Annotated in this window: 17 protein-coding genes and 1 pseudogene; 11 read left to right on the top strand and 7 right to left on the bottom strand. The window is 34.7% G+C overall.

Going from position 1 to position 19,202, the window contains the following annotated elements; all coding sequences use genetic code 11:
• Nucleotides 1–4: 4 nt before the first annotated feature.
• Genes JEM45_RS04415 through JEM45_RS04405 form a run of 3 tightly spaced genes read right to left on the bottom strand, consistent with a single transcriptional unit; the run spans nt 5 to nt 2,323 of the window.
• Nucleotides 5–436 carry a GNAT family N-acetyltransferase gene (locus JEM45_RS04415; RefSeq protein WP_026867448.1) on the bottom strand — a complete coding sequence of 144 codons (432 nt, stop codon included), beginning with the start codon at nt 434–436 and terminating at the stop codon, nt 5–7.
• Between the two features lie 8 nt (nt 437–444).
• Complete coding sequence (locus JEM45_RS04410) at nt 445–918, bottom strand: DUF2538 family protein (protein ID WP_235678925.1); 474 nt, start codon at nt 916–918, stop codon at nt 445–447.
• A 13-nt stretch (nt 919–931) separates the two neighbouring features.
• Nucleotides 932–2,323, bottom strand: a complete 1,392-nt coding sequence (locus JEM45_RS04405; RefSeq protein WP_235678923.1) for an LCP family protein — start codon at nt 2,321–2,323, stop codon at nt 932–934.
• A gap of 104 nt (nt 2,324–2,427) precedes the next feature.
• Between JEM45_RS04405 and JEM45_RS04400 the strand changes: the two genes are divergently transcribed.
• From JEM45_RS04400 to JEM45_RS04390, 3 genes are all read left to right on the top strand, one after another.
• Nucleotides 2,428–3,591, top strand: a complete 1,164-nt coding sequence (locus JEM45_RS04400; protein WP_198687890.1) for a glycosyltransferase family 4 protein — start codon at nt 2,428–2,430, stop codon at nt 3,589–3,591.
• 62 nt (nt 3,592–3,653) lie between these two features.
• Nucleotides 3,654–4,829: a glycosyltransferase family 4 protein gene (locus JEM45_RS04395; RefSeq protein WP_026867451.1), complete on the top strand. Its 1,176-nt coding sequence runs from the start codon at nt 3,654–3,656 to the stop codon at nt 4,827–4,829.
• A gap of 117 nt (nt 4,830–4,946) precedes the next feature.
• Nucleotides 4,947–7,610 (top strand): CDP-glycerol glycerophosphotransferase family protein, encoded by a 2,664-nt coding sequence (locus JEM45_RS04390; protein ID WP_198687889.1) that lies wholly within the window; start codon nt 4,947–4,949, stop codon nt 7,608–7,610.
• Nucleotides 7,611–7,643: 33 nt separating this feature from the next.
• Here the strand turns inward: JEM45_RS04390 and JEM45_RS04385 are convergent, their stop codons facing one another.
• Nucleotides 7,644–8,783, bottom strand: coding sequence for a CDP-glycerol glycerophosphotransferase family protein (locus tag JEM45_RS04385; protein WP_198687888.1), 1,140 nt, complete (start codon nt 8,781–8,783; stop codon nt 7,644–7,646).
• A complete protein-coding gene (gene tagD, locus JEM45_RS04380; RefSeq protein WP_026867454.1) occupies nt 8,776–9,171 on the bottom strand; it encodes a glycerol-3-phosphate cytidylyltransferase in 396 nt (131 codons plus the stop codon). Before tagD ends, JEM45_RS04385 begins: the two co-directional genes overlap by 8 nt.
• Before the next feature lie 104 nt (nt 9,172–9,275).
• Between tagD and JEM45_RS04375 the strand changes: the two are divergent.
• From JEM45_RS04375 to tagH, 3 genes and pseudogenes are all read left to right on the top strand, one after another.
• Nucleotides 9,276–10,466: pseudogene (locus tag JEM45_RS04375) on the top strand (CDP-glycerol glycerophosphotransferase family protein); the annotation flags it as partial.
• 35 nt (nt 10,467–10,501) lie between these two features.
• Nucleotides 10,502–11,323 carry an ABC transporter permease gene (locus JEM45_RS04370; protein ID WP_026867456.1) on the top strand — a complete coding sequence of 274 codons (822 nt, stop codon included), beginning with the start codon at nt 10,502–10,504 and terminating at the stop codon, nt 11,321–11,323.
• A gap of 12 nt (nt 11,324–11,335) precedes the next feature.
• Complete coding sequence (gene tagH, locus JEM45_RS11000; protein ID WP_026867457.1) at nt 11,336–12,688, top strand: teichoic acids export ABC transporter ATP-binding subunit TagH; 1,353 nt, start codon at nt 11,336–11,338, stop codon at nt 12,686–12,688.
• 31 nt (nt 12,689–12,719) lie between these two features.
• Here the strand turns inward: tagH and JEM45_RS04360 are convergent, their stop codons facing one another.
• Entirely contained in the window at nt 12,720–13,430 is a 711-nt protein-coding gene (locus tag JEM45_RS04360) for a glycerophosphodiester phosphodiesterase (protein WP_026867458.1), read from the bottom strand.
• 94 nt (nt 13,431–13,524) lie between these two features.
• Between JEM45_RS04360 and JEM45_RS04355 the strand changes: the two genes are divergently transcribed.
• From JEM45_RS04355 to JEM45_RS04335, 5 genes are all read left to right on the top strand, one after another.
• The gene (locus JEM45_RS04355; protein WP_026867459.1) at nt 13,525–14,322 is read left to right on the top strand and encodes a WecB/TagA/CpsF family glycosyltransferase; all 798 of its coding nucleotides are present in this window, start codon (nt 13,525–13,527) and stop codon (nt 14,320–14,322) included.
• A 26-nt stretch (nt 14,323–14,348) separates the two neighbouring features.
• A complete protein-coding gene (locus tag JEM45_RS04350) occupies nt 14,349–15,158 on the top strand; it encodes a hypothetical protein (protein ID WP_026867460.1) in 810 nt (269 codons plus the stop codon).
• Between the two features lie 86 nt (nt 15,159–15,244).
• Complete coding sequence (locus JEM45_RS04345) at nt 15,245–17,032, top strand: SLC13 family permease (protein WP_370545405.1); 1,788 nt, start codon at nt 15,245–15,247, stop codon at nt 17,030–17,032.
• Between the two features lie 91 nt (nt 17,033–17,123).
• The gene (locus tag JEM45_RS04340) at nt 17,124–17,792 is read left to right on the top strand and encodes a hypothetical protein (protein ID WP_198687885.1); all 669 of its coding nucleotides are present in this window, start codon (nt 17,124–17,126) and stop codon (nt 17,790–17,792) included.
• A gap of 122 nt (nt 17,793–17,914) precedes the next feature.
• Nucleotides 17,915–18,430 carry a type 1 glutamine amidotransferase domain-containing protein gene (locus JEM45_RS04335; protein WP_026867463.1) on the top strand — a complete coding sequence of 172 codons (516 nt, stop codon included), beginning with the start codon at nt 17,915–17,917 and terminating at the stop codon, nt 18,428–18,430.
• 33 nt (nt 18,431–18,463) lie between these two features.
• Here JEM45_RS04335 and JEM45_RS04330 read toward each other — a convergent pair whose 3' ends face one another.
• A complete protein-coding gene (locus tag JEM45_RS04330) occupies nt 18,464–19,174 on the bottom strand; it encodes an immunoglobulin-like domain-containing protein (protein WP_026867464.1) in 711 nt (236 codons plus the stop codon).
• Between the last annotated feature and the right edge of the window lie 28 nt (nt 19,175–19,202).

Below are 19,202 nucleotides of genomic sequence, written 5' to 3'. Positions count from 1 at the left end.
AAGTTTATACTTCCAGCTGTTTTTCCATATATTTGTGAGGGATCCCTGCATCGTCAAACTCATCTGATGTAACTTCGTATCCCATTTTTTCATAAAAATTCAAGGCATGAACTTGTGCACCGAGCTTGGTTTTTTTAAATCCATTTTCTTCTGCATGAATATGAGCAAAGTTCATCAGTGCTTGTCCTAGATGAAGGCCACGAGCAATTTTTCTAACTGCCATACGTTCAATTTTAGCGGTATCATCACCAATGTCGCGGTATCTTACAGTACCTAGAGGACGATCGTCCATTAATAGTATGATATTTACGCTTTCTTTTTCGAATTCATCGACTTCAATTTCTAAAGGTACATTTTGTTCGTCTACAAATACTTCTTTTCTAATTTCTAAACAATCATTGTAATATTTGTTGTCATCACTAATTTTTAATTCCATATAATCACCTACATCGCATTTTTTCTTCTTATAATCGTATACTGCCAAAATACTTTTAACTGTTCGATGTTCCAGTACTCTAAGCCGAGTGAAAGGGCAGGGCGAGTATTAAACTTAATGTTACTCGCTTCCGCTGCTGCAAGTGCAATGTATTGAATATGGGGCCTAAGTTTCTTAAAAGGTGCTGATAAACGTCCATTGTCTGAAATCCAGTCAATAGGATGAATACATTCAAAGATATCAACAACCTCATAGACTTCAGGCAGGGCTGTTATATAACATGCTGCGTCAACTTCTGTATTGACCTCACTCTCAGAAAAATAACTCCTGAGAGAAAGGTACAATTCCTTATGTCTATGATTTACATAGAAATACTCATTTTCAATTTTTGGTGTTTTACTATCCTTAAGGAGTGTTTCTAAACTATCCATCATTTCTTTAATATTTGTAACTTTGTCATGTGATTTTCTCAAGCGAATCACCTCACATCATGATTTAATAGTAATTCCCGTTTTCATTAGTGTTGTTTTGATCGCCTTCAATGTAGTTGCCGTAGCTATCGTAGTAACCACCAGATTCTTGGCCTTGATTAGGATTATCATAATAACCGTTGTCATTATTCTGACCTTCCTCGTATTGGCCTTCATCGTACTGCCCTTGACCCTGACTATCCTCGTTTGCTCCATTTTGTTCAGGTGTATTTTGTTCTTCTTCGGTGTTATTTTCAGGATTTTCTTCTAAATCTGTCTCACCTTCGACATCAGATTGTTCATAGTCGAATTCTTCAGTATCAAAGCCATCGCCATAAGGACTTTCATATCCTTCTTCGGCATAATAAGGCAATTCTTGTGGCTCGTATTCTTCCATAGTATAGTCATCAAAATACTCATAAGGGACGAGGTATTCTCTTAGTCTAATATTAATTAAATCGTTAGGAGCAGAAGGGTCCATTTCCAAAATAGAACGGATAGTGTTTGATAGGACAAATAGGTGTTCTTCATCTGCTTGATAGAAGTAACCACCATTCTGTGCCCAATAGTCAGTTCCTCTTAATTGTGTCGAATCAAAAGTAATATCATTAAAAGCATAATAAGAAGCGATACTTCTTATTTCACCAGTCGTAAAGCTGTGACGGGTATTATCTGCTACAACTTCAATTAAGTCATCGATTTTATTTAAACCACCGGACGATTTAACTTTACTTAGAACGGCTTCAATTAATTCAATCTGTCTGTTACCACGGCCTAGGTCAGAGTCGACTCGACGGCTTCTTACAACTGCAAGTGCTTCTTCACCATCTAATTCTTGAGTGCCAGCTTCTAGTTTGACACGACCAGTATCGTTTTGGTTTGGTTCATTCATGTCAAATGGAACATCGAACTCCACTCCTCCGACAGAGTCGACGATGTCAACGACACCAGCCATATTGAGTCTCACATAGTAATCTACAGGCACATTCAGGAGATCCTCAACTGATTCCATAGAGCCGCTCGGACCACCGTACATATGAGCATGGTTGATTTTATCGAAGTAGCCTTCTGTATCAAGGTACGATAGTGTATCTCTCGGAATATTCACAAGTTTTACATCGTCTTCATTCTTATCGAAGGTCGCTAGAATCATACTATCAGTTCTAAAATTATCACCTTCAAGGTTGTCTTTTTCTGCCCTTGATTCGTTTTCATCAGTCCCTAAAATAAGCACTGTAAAACTATCTTCTACTGAAGCATCTTCCTCTCTTAAATCTGAACGCTCCCTGTCTGTTGGTTCATAAGAATTTGAGACACCTTTATCGAATGTATTATAAAGACTGAAAATGTATATCCCGACGCCAATTAGTACAATTAATAGGACAACGACAATTGTCCAAAAGATTTTTTTAGTCAAAATAAAGTCTCATTTCTGCTTTAGATTTTAAAATAGATTAAACTCTATTATAATGTGTTATAAACGTAAGTTAAAATAATATCTTAAAATATTGAGGGAATCAAATGAAAAGTGTAACGATGTTTGTTTGGAATAATTTTATAAATGATGCGCGTGTGCTACGTGAAGCCAAAGCGCTCGCTGAGCTTGATTATACTGTAACTATTATAGCAAAAAAAGAATTGACTGAGATGAAACTAAAACCAGTTGAAGAAATTGAAAAGAACATAGTGGTCAATCGTCCGTTAAAGTATGAGTTACCACAATTTTTAACGTCTAAATTAAAGTCATCTATCTTATCAAAGCATATTCCTAATGCACTCTTGATGTTTAAGATGATCATATTAGGTCGACGCTATAAGACTGATGTGTATCATTCACATGATCTTAATACATTAATTCAAGGCATTGCCTCAGCGAAATTACGTCTTAAGCCAAAGAAACTTATCTATGATTCACATGAAGTACAAACAAGTCGTACACACTATAACTTTAATACGATATATAAAATCGAAAAATTTCTTTTAAAATTTGTCGACGAAGTTATTGTCGAAAATGAAACGCGTCGTGATTATCATTATGATCTTTATAAGGAAAAACCACTGGCTATACATAACTATTCTGAACTTTATAATATAGATGACTACGAAACGTATCCTCTAAGGGAAAAGTATCATGTGGCGGATGAGACTAAAATTGTCCTCTACCAAGGTGGTATGCAAGAAGGAAGAGGTCTGTTTAAACTTCTAGAATCCTTCAAAGATTTAGAGGGCGCGGTCTTATTTATGATTGGTGACGGTAAGGAAAGAAATAATCTTATCTCTAAGATGAAAGCACTCAATTTAGAAGAAAAAGTAATCTTCATTGAGCGTGTACCGTATGCTGATTTAAGAAAATACACAAAGGCTGCTGACATTGGTATTCAATTTCTAGAGAATACCAATTTTAATCACTATTCAGCGTCATCAAATAAGCTCTTTGAGTACCTGATGGCACATGTACCTGTTCTGGGTTCTAAATTGCCTGAAATAGAACGGGTGATTGAGGGAGAAAGAGTTGGTTTGACTGTTGAAGCAGGTAATATTAAAGCCCTTAGTGAAAACTTACAGAAATTAATCGATGATAACGACTTAAGAACGCATTTTAAAGAAAACACAAAGGCTGCGAAATATAAGTATAACTGGGAAATGGATAAAACTATCTTACAAGACTTATATGAAAAACTTTGATTTTATTAAGGCTTTAGCTTTGTTATAATTAATAGACATAAAAAATTGACGATAGGTGACCTATGAAGATTTTACTAATCACACAAAACTTTTACCCCGAAATCGGGTCGGGTGCCAATAGACTAAAAAATTTATATCGATATCTATCTATAAATAATGAGGTGGAAGTGTTGACAACACATCCCTCATATCCTAATCAAAAAATGTATGATGAGGATAAGTATTGGAATAATGCCCAGATGAATGAGTCAAGTGACATCATGCGCTTGAAAATGCGTACTGATAAGCAAAGTAAATCGATGGCAATGCGCCTATTGTATTATTTCGAGCTTGCCTACAAGGTGAGAGTATACGTCAAGAAGTACCAGCATTTATATGACGTGGTGTACGTTACAACCCCTAATATCTTTATTCCTTGGGCAGCATTCTTCCAAAAGAAAAACAATCAAGTAAAACGAATATTAGAAGTACGTGACCTCTGGCCAGATAGCGTTAAAGATATAGATAAGATGAATATTGATCTATTCTACCCAGTTTTAAAATTTATGGAGAAGATGCTCTATAAAAATTCGGATAAAATCGTCATTAATAATGAAGGGTTTAGGTCCTATATTAGTAATATTTTGCCGAAAAAACCTCAACTGTACTTACCTAATGCATTTACAGAAGAAGAAGTTGCATTCGAAACGGCTCCGGATAATTTCAGAGTCATCTATACAGGAAATATTGGATTTGCACAAAGTTATGAAAAACTTCAGGAGATGGCCCATCAACTTGAAAACGAAAAAATTCACTTTAAAATTATTGGGTATGGTGTAAATGCACATCTTTTTCAATCATATATAGAGTACAATGATTTTAAATATGTGACCTTTGAAGAGGAAAAAACAAGAGAAGAGTGTCTAATTGATATTCGCTCATCTAATGTTCAGCTTTCTATCTTAAAAGAGAGTGATGTCTTTTTAACGGTCTTACCAGGGAAGGTTATCGACGGTATCGCTTCAGGTGTACCAGTTGTGACTAATCTAGGTGGTTATACAAGCACACTCATAAATAGTAATTTGGTCGGTTATGCTAAAGAAAATGCAACGACAAGTGAGCTTGTACAAGCAATTAGACAAATTAAGAATGATAAAGCTCATGAAAATTTACTTAGAACAAATGCGAGAAATCTATTAGAATCAGATTTTATATGGGAAAGAAACATTAAGAAATTAGAGAATTTCTTAGAGAATTAAGAGTTTGAACAACTACTTGTTGTTCAGGCTCTTTTATTAATGTAATGTAAAGATATTTTCATGTAAAATGAACTTATCAATAACAATAGTGTTCATTAATATATAGGAGTTTTAAAAATGAGTTCATTGAAAAATAGATTGAGAACTATGCTACCAAGGAGTATGCGTGAATTAATAATTAAAAAGGTGTCTGTAGAGGGAATCTCTGTGTTTGAAGAGATGATTGTTATCAATTTATCATTAAGGCACTTTTATAATATTAATTCTAGTAAGTCTGTCGTCTTCACTTTGTCTAATGGTGCTTACAATGTGCTCTTAGACTTTGAATTAAATAAAAATACTGTTTCTCTTATTTTGACAAATGATATCTTTGAGCATTTAGAAGGTAACTCAACTATTAAAATGAGTTTTGAAGGAAAAAATATGATTATACGCATGAGTGATAATCTTCAGACAAAAACTTCATTTTTAAAGAACCAACAATACTACAATTTACTTGTTAATGGGACAATCATTCTTGAACAGCTATTTAATGAATACACTTTTAATGAAGAAAGCATAGAAGTCAAAGATATTTCAGTGGCCTATGAGGGACTGTCAGTAACAGTTAAAGAGAAATTCTATAATAATGCTTGCCTTGCACTTTTATACCCCAATAAGATAGTCGAACTCGGTGAAAAATCAAATGGTCAATGTATTACAGCGGACGATTTCACAAATGTAACAATGGGACGAGCGACCCTATGTATTTTAGAAGATTTGGTGCTAACACCAGTCTCTTATACAGGGCCAAAGAAAACTCTTAAAACTAAATCGCATCATTTAGCAGTAGAAAATCACAATGGAGAATCCTTGGTGTTTATCGAGAATCATAGTGTGATATTAACTGACGTTCAAAGTAAGGTATCCAGTGATTATATGCAGCTTATCTTTAAGTGCGATACTAGAGAAGATGTAGATTCTGTTATTCTAAATGACGCTGTTACGAATGACGTCACAACATTTGATGTCAGTGTTGACAACAACGGACTGTATTATACAAACATTCCTTTTGAGGACTTGATGGATGGTTTTTCTAGAAAGAGATTTAGCATTTTAAGTCGAGGCAATGAGCCAGTTATTATGCAACCTGATTTAAGTGATTATGAAGGTTCGAAAATCGGAGAAAGGCACCTAATTTCATATCACTATGAAAATATAAAGATATGGTTATATAGAAGGAAGGATCAAGGTTTAGGTTTTAATTTGACTCGTCCAAGAATTAAGCGACAAGTCACAGAAATAGAAAACTTCCACCTTAAAGGTTATACTAGAGGTAGAGAGAACTTTACTGAATCAAGTATGTTCATGATATTCGAAGATCGATATTCAAAAGAACAAGCGCTTGTTCCAGTCGATGTAGAATTTAATAAGGATCTATCCAAGGTAGATTTAAAGGGACTTAAAAGTAAGGATAAGACAATTATAGATATCTTTATTGGTATGGTGCATGAGAACGGGGAAATTATTAGAAAAGAGAAGATTAAATATAAGTACTCAGACTATAAGAAAGATAATTACTATGGTGTAAAAACAGAGAAAGATGAAGAAGGCAGTACACATTATTTCTTAGTGACGACTACACCATTTAATAATCTAAAAGTTGAAAGTTTCGTCATTCCAAAAGGTGTACCATTGCCAATAGAAAAACCTGAAAAAGATTATTCAACTTGGTTAGTGGGTGAGCGTTATGACACAGCTCAAGACAATGGATATGCTTTTTATAAATATTTAAGAGAAAACACAGATATCAATGCTTATTATGTTATTGAAGACACTGCACCTGACTATAGGAGTATTTCATCAGACCCTAATGTATTAGCCTTCGGCTCAAATGAACATTATCAGGTCACATTTAAGGCCGGCGTCTTATTAGGGACACATGATTTAGAAAATCTTTTACCCTACAAACCAGCTAGAGGATTCTTTAACTATGAAGAGACTATAAAAGTGTTTTTACAACATGGTGTATTAGGTCGTAAGAGAGTAGAATATCACAGAAAGTACTATGATCTACCATTTGATTTATTTATTGTTTCAAGTACTCCAGAAAAAGAGCAGGTTGTCATGAAAAAGCTGGGCTATTATGAAGATGAAGTTGCAGTGACAGGACTCGCACGCTTTGATTCATTGCCTAGAGGAAACAAGACGAAAGATATCTTACTCATGCCAACTTGGCGTGACTGGATTAATACAGATGAGCAGTTCCTCTCAAGTCAATATTTTAATAACTACAACAATCTGATTCACAACGAAAGATTGATTAAGCTCTTAGAAGAAAATGATGTAAGATTAAACTTCTACCCGCACTATAGAGCACAGATGTACTTTAACGATGAAATCTTAAATCCAAGTAAAAATATAAACTTCATTCAGTTAGGTTCGAAGACAGTTCAAGACTTGCTGATTGAACATGCCTTATTGATAACAGATTATTCAAGTGTAAGCTTCGACTTTACACTGATGAACAAACCGGTGATCTACTATCATTTTGATGTGAGAAAGTTCTTTAGACAAGGTAAGTTAAGACCTTTATATCAAACTTTTATTGGTAGTATTGCGAGAACAGAAGATGAATTAGTAGATCTGATTCAACAGCAAATCAATTTAAACTTTAAACCAGGTGACATCGATATATCAGGCATCTTTGATTATCAAGACCATAATAATTCACAGAGAATATATCATAGTGTAGTTGATAAGATTGCTGAATTAGAACGAACTGACGACGAGGTTCACTAAAATAAGGACAAGGAGTCATATGATCCCTTGTCCTTATTTATACAGTGTTTGGATAAGTTTTTTTGTTGCCTGACCATCGGCATATTGATTTACTCGATGGTTGAAAATTTTAACATCTTCAAGATTAAATTTGTTTTCTTTTAAAACGGATATTAAATCTGAGTTTGTTTTCACAACTGGTCCTGGCATATATTTTTCATAATCGAACCAGATTCCTTTTTCTTCTTCATATGTTTCGATGTCATCAACAAAGAATACCATCGGCTTGTTAAAGATGGAATATTCAAATGGGATGGATGAATAGTCTGTGATTAGTATGTCTGATGTTGCCATCAAGTCTTCTATTTTATAGCCATGACTGACATTTTTAACGAAATTAGAATCATCTACCTTACATTCTTGTACAGCCGGATGCAGCTTCACTAAAAAGTAATAGTCTGGTAATGCTTGTTCAAGCTGCTTAAAATCGAGTGGTAATTTATATTCATCTAACTGACCATCTCGATAGGTGGGTGCATATAGCACGACCTTTTTCTCTTTGGCTATGTTGAGTTTTGACCTTAATTCTTCACGTCGCTGTGATACGAGTGCTTGATTAAAATAATAGTCCGTTCTCGGTAAACCCGTCTTTAAGATATTTTCATCTCTTAAATCAAAGGCTTCTTTAAAGATATAAGCCATATCATCTGAAGATACAACCACCTTATGAAACCTTTTATATACATCTCTAAAACGGTCATGGGCACTTTGTGGTCTTGACTTGATTGTTTTGTCCCTAAGTCCGAAATATTTTACGGCTCCGTTAGCGTGCCACAGTTGTGTGCAGGTGACCTGTGATCTAAAATCACAGGCGGCAAGGACCACTTGATAGTTATCGATAAATATATATTTGCTTGTTGCAAGATAATATATACCTTTTAGAAATTGAATTGGCTGTCTTAAAGAAAAGTTTAGTGACTGATCAGCTTGCTTAAAGCTGAAATGACAAGTTGGATCTTTAAGGACAACGATGTGCTGTTGTGTCTCTTTGTTAAGTTCATTGATGACATGTTGGATATTATCCCCAAACGATGCGAGCAAGACGGTACGATTTTTTAAAGGTCGAATGTTAAAGATAGAAAAAATAGTTTTAAACACTGTTAGATATACCTTTAAGACAAATTCTTTAATCATTAGAACCCTTTAGTTCTTCTTTAATTTTGGTTGTTGAAATTCCACTTGTTCTTGGTAAGTAAACGACTTCACATTGATCTTTTAAGAAGTCAAATTCACCTTCCCAGTCATTTCCCATGACGAAGACATCGATATTATGTTTTTTAACATCATTTTTCTTTTGATCCCAATTATCTTCTCCAATGACCTCATCAACATAGCGGATGGCTTCTAAGATTTGCTTTCTTTCTTCAAATGAATGATACGCCTCTTTATGTTTAAGCATATTAAATTCATCTGTAGATACAGCAACAGTTAGGTGGTCACCTAATTCCTTTGCTCTTTTTAAAATATTAATGTGACCTGTATGTAGTAGGTCGAATGTTCCATATGTTATGACTTTTTTCATTATAAATTTCCTCCAATTAAGGCAATGTTAATCTATTTTGTAGTATTATGAATTATAGCATAATATTATATTATATTGAATATGATTCAGGTGTGGTGAAAATGAAAAAATTAAAAAGTTTAGGCTTAAAATTATATAAAGCATCATTTTGGTTATGTGGTAAATTATTTAATAAGGATCACTCTTTGATTATCTTTGAGAGTTTTCTCGGCAAGCAGTATAGTGACAATCCAAGAGCGCTGTATGAATATATGTCTATACATCATCCAGAATACAGACTCTTATGGAGCGTTGATAAGCGTTATGCTGAAACATTTGAACACTATGACCTACCCTACATTAAGAGATTTTCATTGAACTGGATGATCTATATGAATAAGGCGACACTTTGGATTACAAATAGTCGACTACCGCTCTGGATACCTAAACCTAAGACGACGACTTATGTTCAAACTTGGCACGGGACTCCACTAAAAAAATTAGCAACAGATATGGATGAAGTATACATGCCTGGGACAAATACAGAAAAGTATAAGCGTAACTTTACAAAAGAGTCGGCTAAGTGGGACTTTTTAATATCTCCCAATGAATATTCAACGGAAATATTTAGACGTGCCTTTCAATTTGATAAGACAGTATTAGAGACTGGTTATCCAAGAAATGATTTCTTATACACAAATAGTGACGAAGCGGCCGTTAGTAATCTTAAAAAAGAAATTAACTTACCAGAAGATAAGAAAGTTATTCTCTACGCACCGACTTGGAGAGACGATTCCTATCATGCTAAAGGACGTTACAAATTCAATTTAGAATTTGATTTGAAACAAATGTATGAAGCTTTAGGTGAGGAATATGTTATCGTGCTTCGTCTACATTATCTCGTCAGTGAAAACTTAGATATATCAGGATATGAAGACTTTATTTATGACTTTTCTAAGTATGAAGATATCAGAGGACTATATTCCATTTCAGATCTACTGATAACAGATTATTCATCTGTTTTCTTCGATTATGCGAACTTAGAACGTCCGATGATTTTCTATGTTTATGACATTGATAATTATCGTGACAAACTGCGTGGATTCTACTTTGATTTTGAAAATCAAGCACCGGGACCACTCGTAAAAACAACAGATGCTTTAATCGATGTGATTAAAGAAAGCGAATCATCAGATTTTAATGAAATCTATAATACAAAAGCGTTTAGAGACAAGTTCTGTTTATTAGAAGATGGACATGCTTCTGAAAGAGTGGCAGAGGAAGTTATTTGTCATCTAAGAAATAAGATTGTATAATGCACCATTGATGAAAAATTGAGGTTGTGACTAAGATGAAATCCATGCTTAATGTACTAAAAGAACAAATCGCTCACTTCTACTTAGTGAGACGATTATCGACCTATGATGTAAAGAGTAAGAATCAAAACAACTACTTAGGCATTGTCTGGGAAGTTTTAACACCTGTAATTTCAATTATGATTTACTGGTTCGTCTTCGGCACCTTAAGACAAAGAGCGCCGATTGAAATGAACGGAATGGAAGTACCGTTTTTCTATTGGCTGTTCATTGGTTTTATTGTGTGGACATTTTTCTACCAAGCAAGTATTGAGGCATCAAAGTCGATATATACGAGACTTAAGATGCTATCAAAAATGAATTTCCCTTTAAGTGTAATACCGAATATTCCTATATTTTCTAAGTTTTATACGCATATCATTATGTTGGTATTAGCATTTATTGTATTTCAAATTGCTGGCTATTATGTGAGCTTTTACTTTCTGCAGTTGTTCTATTATATCTTTGCAACTTACGTATTAATCTATTCATTTGCATTGATTACATCGACCTTATCGACGTTGATTAGAGACGTACACTTACTTTTGAATTCATTGTTACGTATGGCCCTATATCTATCAGGTGTACTTTGGCCATTATCGATGTTGTCAGATTTTCCGACTTTGATGATTATTATGAAGTTGAATCCATTGGTGTACCTAATTGAAGGTTATCGTGCATCATTCTTTGGAACAGAATGGTTCTTCATTGAAAACTGGGAATACACTATTTATTATTGGGTATTAATGTTCGTAATGCTGCTAATTGGTTCAGTACTGCATATGAAATTCAGACGTAATTTTATTGATTACTTATAATGGGGTCGTACTATGACAAAAGCTATAGTAACAAAAGATGTCGTAAAAAAATATAAATTGTATGAGAGCTCTAAAGAACGCATGTTGGACTTAATTAGTCCAAAAGAACATGGGGATAACTTTTATGCCTTGAATGGTGTATCGTTTGAAGCTGACAAAGGCGATGTCGTTGGTTTTATCGGAATCAATGGTTCTGGTAAATCTACCTTATCCAATATCATTGCTGGTATAGTGCCAGAAACGAGCGGTGATGTACAAGTCAACGGCCAACCTGCCTTAATCGCAGTTGCGGCAGGCTTAAATGATGACTTAACTGGTAGGGACAATATTGAATTAAAATGTCTGATGCTCGGTTTTTCTAAGGAAGAAATTAAGGCGCTTGAGCCAGAAATTATAGAGTTTTCAGAGTTGGAAAACTTTATAGATCAACCTGTAAAATCATATTCTAGTGGAATGAAATCTAGACTGGGTTTTGCTATAAGTGTAAAGGTTGATCCGGATATTTTAATTATTGATGAGGCCTTATCCGTTGGGGATAGAGCATTTGCGGATAAAAGTTTAAAAAAAATGATGGAATTCAAGGATCAAGGAAAGACGATGATTTTTGTCAGCCATTCCATTGGTCAAATGAAGACTTTCTGTGATAAAATATTATGGCTTGAGTTTGGAAGAGTCAAAGCTTACGGTGATGTGAAGGATGTTCTACCTCTGTATGAAGCCTTCTTAAACAAGTGGCAGAACATGCAAAAGGAAGAAAAGGACTTATATCGTTCTAAAGTAATGGCGATGGATCCGAAAAATATCAAATATAAAAAAATGGGCAAGTTAATGGTTTTAGATAATGAAGAAGAATTGGAAGAATCACATACCTATTCCATTCGTCCAGTGAGTAGACTTGCACACTTAAAAGCCTATACTACTTATATTTTTGAAGCACCGAATAGTGATGAAAATAAAAGAGATGCACAAATATTAAAAAATAAAGTGTACTATGTAAAACGAGAAGCGACTTATCAGTTTGAGAACTATTACTTACTGAGCACTGAACCAAGTGGTGTGGACGGCGTTATAGGATGGATTAGAGGAATTGAAACATCCTCACACGTTCACACTGTGGTTGATTTCGACAAAAAGACATTTTATTTACTTGGTCGTGGCTTTGCGTCAACTGAGCCATGGGGTGGTAAAAAACAATATGTCCATGAAACTTTAGAACATCATGCAGGATTAGAATTTAACGTTGTTGAGACGGTACTGGTCGGAAACAATACTTGGTATAGAGGGACGATTGACAAGGGTTCAGACTTAGTTTGGATCCATAGTAATAATGTTGTAACCTCGACAGAAGAACTAGATACACTTTAAAAAAGAGGTGCCCTAGGTACCTCTTCTTTTCTTAATAATAGTCTGTTGTAGAAGTAAAAAAGCCATCGACACCGAGATCAGTTAGTCGGGTGTAGTCAGTTTCATCTTTTACAGTGTATGGATATATTTTGTAACCATATTGTTTACATTCTTGAATAAATGTTTCATTGACTATATTTTTATTAGGATGAATGCTGACAGCATTTAAGCCCGTGCTATGAACGTATTGACCTGGATTAATCATTGGATAGTGAATTAAAAAGCCGAGCTTCAAATTTGGATTAATTTTACTGATTGTCTTTAGAGCAATATGATCAAATGAAGATACGATTGTATTATCGATCGCACGGTATTCTGAGATTAAATCAGCAACTTTTTTTTCAATGCCCTGATGTCTTTTAGGAGTATTTTTAATCTCGATATTTAATAAGACATTTTGTGGTATGATTTCTAAGATTGAGGATAAGGTTGGTACTCTTGAATAACTATAATTAGTTGAAAAATACGAACCGACATCAATTTGGCTTAATGCCTCATATGTATAATTATCTACTGGTAGTGTGTAATCTTTATTATAACGCGTTAAGGTATAATCATGAATGACAACAGGTACATTATCCTTAGTCAGTTGAACATCGAGTTCGATTGCCTTAGCACCAAGTTCTAAGGCGTATAAAAAAGCATCTTTAGTGTTTTCAGGTCGACTGGACTCAGCACCTCTATGGGCAAATACTTTAATCATACAACACACTCCAAACAAATATTTATTCTAAAAATAGTGTAACATTTTAATGTATATAAATTGTAAAGATTTCTTTTGAAAAGGAGGTAACGACATGGGAGAGATAAAAAAAACAGTGACACTAATGGATATAGAATTTATTAATATTTCCAGGTATTCTTTGCTAAAGAAAATCGTCTATCCAGCAATAGAAGAAAATAAAAAATGTTTCATAGTGACTGCAAACCCAGAAGTCGTTATCGAAACAAGAGATGATCCTGATTTTAAAGCAATTGTTCAAAGTGCGGATTACGTTGTCGCTGACGGAATTGGTGTAGTGAATGCATCGAAGTTTAAAGGTACACCGTTAAAAGAACGTGTGACTGGTGTAGACATCATGTATGACTTGTTGCAATACGCGAATGACTATAAAAAACGTGTATTCTTTTTAGGGGCAAGTGAACTTGTAAACAAAGATGTCGTTAAAATTGTTGAAAGGGATTTTCCAGGTGTTGTTATCGCGGGTAGAAGAGATGGCTATTTTAACCGTTTTGATGAAGAGGTTTCAAAGTTAGTGCTGGACTCAAATCCAGATATCGTTTTTGTTGCACTTGGTGCCAAACGTCAAGAAGGATGGATATACCATAATATAGAGTCGTTCGATAAGGGCATTTTTATAGGTGTAGGGGGTAGCTTTGATGTTTTAAGTGGTCACATCAAAAGAGCACCAGAAATTTGGATAAAGTTTCAACTCGAATGGCTATACCGATTATTAAAAGAACCCAATCGTTTGAAACGAGATATGAAAGTGTTGGAGTTTATGTTATTACACACACCCGGTATTAAATGGATTATGAAAAAATTAGGTTTTTCTAAAACAAAATCAAGATCATCACGAGATGGCATACGTTAACTACAAATATAGTAGGAGCATATTCGATGAAAGTAAAGATAGTTTTAATGATGATTGGCATGATGGTTTTAGTGCTTCAAGCCTGTAGCACTGAAGAAAACGAACCAAGAGGTAATGAAGAAGCGCTCGGAATGCTAGAAAATGGGCAATATGAAAAGAAAGACAAAGATGCACCTGCTAACGATAAACAATTGACGGAATCAGATGAAGAGGGTTTAAAAATAGTAACTGAGGCTGATGAAGACGACAATAAAATTGTGTCTGTGGAATACCCAAAGTTTGAAATAGCGTCTATTGATGAGAGTATAAATAATTTTAATAACGAACAAATAGAAGTGTTCAATAATCTTATCAGTGCAGATGAGGGTGATGAAGAATTTAAGGCAAGTTTAAACATTCAAGTTACACCGACTCAGTTAAATGAGGATGTGTTTGCCTTGAGATTTAATATAAACAGTAAGTTGAATCAAACCAACGATATTAACCGTGTAGCCTTTATGTTCGTCGATATCAAAGAAACGTCGACCTTAATTGAAGATCGTTTGTTCGATCAATCTTCAGAAAAAAGAGATTACCTATTTGAAGTGTTGAACCGAAACTTAGCTGAAATGGAAATATACAGTGCGTATATCGACCGAGACAAGTTATCTGACTGGGTACACAATGAAGCCAATACCTTTAGTAATGTAGACATATCGAAGGAAAGTGTTATTTTTAATTTTGACCAAGAAGAAATCGCAAGTCCGGCTGCTGGTGAGCCTCGTCTCGAATTACTACTTGAAGAAGTGACCCCAGCTATGTCAGATGAGCTGGTGAATTTTATATCTGAAAATTAAAGAGCAGTTTATATGCTCTTTTTTTATATAGAGATATCTGTAAATATGATAAGATACCTTTAAGATTTAGAAAATATTGATAGGGGGTGACGACTTTGACTGGAGAGATGATTTTTGTTGCTATCATCATCGTATTGATGTTGCTTGGTTTGTTATTTGAAGTGATGAGAGCGGACTTTTTGATATTTCTCACCTTAGTTGTATTTCTATTAAGTGGAGTCATTTCCAATACAGAGGCGCTTAATGGCTTTGCAAACGAAGGGATGCTCACTATACTCCTGTTATTTATAGTTGCTGGTGCAATCCAGAAGCACGGTATTATAGAACTTGTAGTATATCGTCTTTTAGGTAAAGGTAAAAATATCAAAGCAAGTATGTTAAAAGTATTATTACCTTTAGGGCTATCGTCTGGTTTTTTAAACAATACTCCAATTGTCGTTGCCTTAACCCCAATCTTGAAAAACTGGGCAATAGATAATAATTACAGCCCTTCAAAATTTTTAATGCCCTTATCTTATATGACAATTCTCGGTGGGACCATTACCATGATTGGTACATCGACGAATCTAGTTGTACATGGCTTATTACTAAGTGCAGGTCTTGAGGGTTTTAGTTTCTTTACACTCTCAGTTGTCGGAATACCCATTACTATAGTGGGGCTAATTTTCTTATTAACCATTGGTTACCGTTTATTACCCGAACACTTAGGAGCCAAACAGCAAATTAGCCAAGAAACAAAAGAATTTTTAGCTGAAGCGGTTATAGAAGATGAATTTGAACTTGCAGGGAACACGGTGACAGAGCTAGGAAAAGAAGTATTTGATGGCATTTATATAATCGAGATTCTAAGAAATAATAAGAGAGTATTTCCTATAAGTGGTCTGACAGTAGTAGAAGAAGGAGACCATATTATTTTTTCTGGTTCCTTAAATACCATTGCCAAGATTCAAAAGGAAAAGGGAGTCACTGTTAAAACGGGTACAGAACTTACTTTAGAAGATCTTAAAAATGATGATAATGTGTTAGTTGAAACAGTCGTTTCTCATAATTCATCACTTTTAAATAGAACAATTAAGCAAGTGAATTTTAAAAATAGGTACAATGCTGGAGTTATTGCTATACATAGAAATAATCAGCGCATCAAAAGTCGTGTTGGCGATATCGTATTAAAGACAGGTGACACCTTACTACTTATTGCAGATCAAACCTTTATAGATAGAAACAAACATTCGTCAGATTTTTATGTCATTACGCCTGTGCAACCGCCTGAGAAACTAAAACAAGATATGACTAAAGGTTGGATTGGGCTGGTTGCCCTCTTGCTGATGATTTTAGTTGTCACTATGGGCTGGTTATCAATGCTAGAAGCAATGTTAGTACTTGTTGTCTTATTGGTTGGGTTTAGATTTATTAACCCGACAGAGATAACAAGTTTCATTCAGTTTGATGTCATTCTACTCATTGCCAGCGCCTTTGGTGTTGGTGCAGCGATGACTGAGTCGGGTCTTGCACAATATGTTGCAAGTGGTTTAACGTACTTGGCTACCCCTTTTGGTGTTCTTGGTGTTATCTTTATTATATATTTTGTTACGAATACTTTTACAGAAGTGATTACAAATAGTGCAGCATCAGTGTTAATGTTTCCAATTGCTTTAGAGATGGCAAATGCGATTAATGTCGATTATATGGGCTTAGTTGTTACAATTGCCATCGCAGCATCTGCAAGTTTCATGACACCGATTGGTTACCAAACCAACCTAATAGTATACGGACCAGGTGGTTACAAATTTAGTGATTATCTAAAAGTCGGTACACCATTGTCGTTAATTGTTATGGTAGTTGCTTGTTTTATCATTTATTTTGTATGGTATTAATAGATTTTTAATGAGATGTTTCAATTAAATTACAGCTGTGTTACAATACGAAAGAGAATCAACCAAAACTTTAATTTGTGAGGTCCTTTCTTTGAAACAAATACTTTTAATAGTATTTGTCATACTTCTAACAGGGTGCAGTACAACAGACAAATTATCAAGAATTGAAAATTTGCCACTTGTCACTAAGTCGCACACCACGATTAATCATCTCGTTATTGATCCAGTGGGAGAAGATGCAAATACAGACATAGTTGATCGTAAAGATGTCTTTACCGTCGATGGATTGTCAGATATCGAATTACAAAATATTCAGATGCCATCTTTGAAGTATGTCAGCGCGCAACTTTATGAGACAGGTGCGAGTATATCATCGATTTGGAATGAAAATTTTATTCCGATGTATACTGAATATAACTACAATTTATTAGAAATTGATGAAGCTGCAGAAATGATAACAGATTTAAACGAACGTTATAGTGAATTAGAAACTGAGATTTCAAAAATATCAATTCCTACAGAACTCGCTGATAATGAAAGAGAACACCTATCGAAGATGAAAGAAGATCTCTTGCTCGCAATATCGAATCGAACACTTGCTATCTTAGAATTTAAATCAATGATTGCCAACAAAAAAGAAGCACATAAGGCATTCATGGATGTTCATATTTCAAATAGTGACAGATACATAAAGCATGTCGAAGAAGTTAATAATGAGTTACAAAGTAGTGATGATTCACTTGTCACTTCTAGTGAATAGAGTAAATACCCTAAAAGTTTATCTTAAATTTTTAGGGTATTTTGATACTTATAAAGATGTTTAAAAATATTGTCTACGGGAATATTATCTAATGCAAGAAATCATAACGGAGGAATGTTACAATGACTAAAAATATTGCTGTAATTATGACAGACTTAGTAGAAGATATTGAATATACTAGCCCTAAAGAAACGATGGAACAGGAAGGACATAAGGTTGATCTTATCTCTCCAGAGGGTAAAACAGTCGAAGGTAAAAAGGGTGGTCAATTTGAATCAGATCACGCTATTGGAGATGTATCAGCGAGTGATTATGATGCGCTTCTTATCCCAGGCGGATTCTCACCTGATAGCTTAAGAGGGGACAAAGAAGACCGTTTTGGTAAATTTGCAGCACATTTCTTAGAAAATGACAAACCCGTATTCGCGATTTGCCATGGTCCACAATTATTAGTAGATACGAATCTATTAAAAGATAGACATGTAACAAGCGTGAAAAATGTAAAAAACGATTTAATTAATGCTGGTGCAAACTGGGACGATAAGGCACTTGAGGTTTGCGGTAATTTAGTAACAAGCCGTACACCTGCTGACTTAGATGAATTCAATGGTGAAGTCAAACGTCAATTAGCCCAGTAAGTAAAAAGACTGCAGATTATCTGCAGTCTTTTATTATTGTACTGTAACTGTACGTCCGACAGCATTTGGGTTGCCAAAGATGTCAAAAACAGCATAGGCAATTGTATATTCACCCGGTGTTTGTGTGTCAACTTCGCCTGATATATAGAGCTGATCACTAATATCAGTACCATCGACATCAGTGACTCTAACACCACTTTTAGCATCAAATTCTTCTCCTGCTGTTATCGTGAGGTCATCTACACCTTCAAATAGGACTTCAGCATTATTGCTTTCATTGGAATTTTCATTGTCTGATTCACTTGAATCATCACTTGGTGGTACTTGTGGTAAACTATCAGATGGAGCCTCGGAAACTGTAATCACACGAACATAGGTGTAATAGCCACCATTTGAGTTTTCTACTCTGTAAGATACATTATACGTACCATTTTGTGAGGTGTTTACATTGTTTTCAGTAATCTCAATTTCCTCAGTCAGGTTACCGTCTGTATTATCGACAGCGTAGACACCTTGTAACGGATCAAAATCATCACCGTTTTGTACATTAACATTTTCAACATTTTTAATGGCAGGTAAATTACCTGTATGATTATTTATTTCTTCTTCCATGGTTGGCCCGTTGTAATCTTCAGGCGTTTCTTCGGAAGTGTTTTGTTCAGTATCTTGATCTAGGTATGTATTTACTGCTGGAGCAAGTGGTAAGATACCGATCATGAATTTTATAAGATTTTTAGAGTTCATATATTATACCTCCAGAGCTAGTAATAGA

Source organism: Jeotgalicoccus sp. ATCC 8456, from assembly GCF_016313225.1.
In the GTDB taxonomy this organism is placed as follows: Bacteria; Bacillota; Bacilli; order Staphylococcales; family Salinicoccaceae; genus Jeotgalicoccus; species Jeotgalicoccus marinus.
Note: the sequence above shows the minus strand (reverse complement) of the source record. Positions and strands in the feature narration are given on the sequence as shown.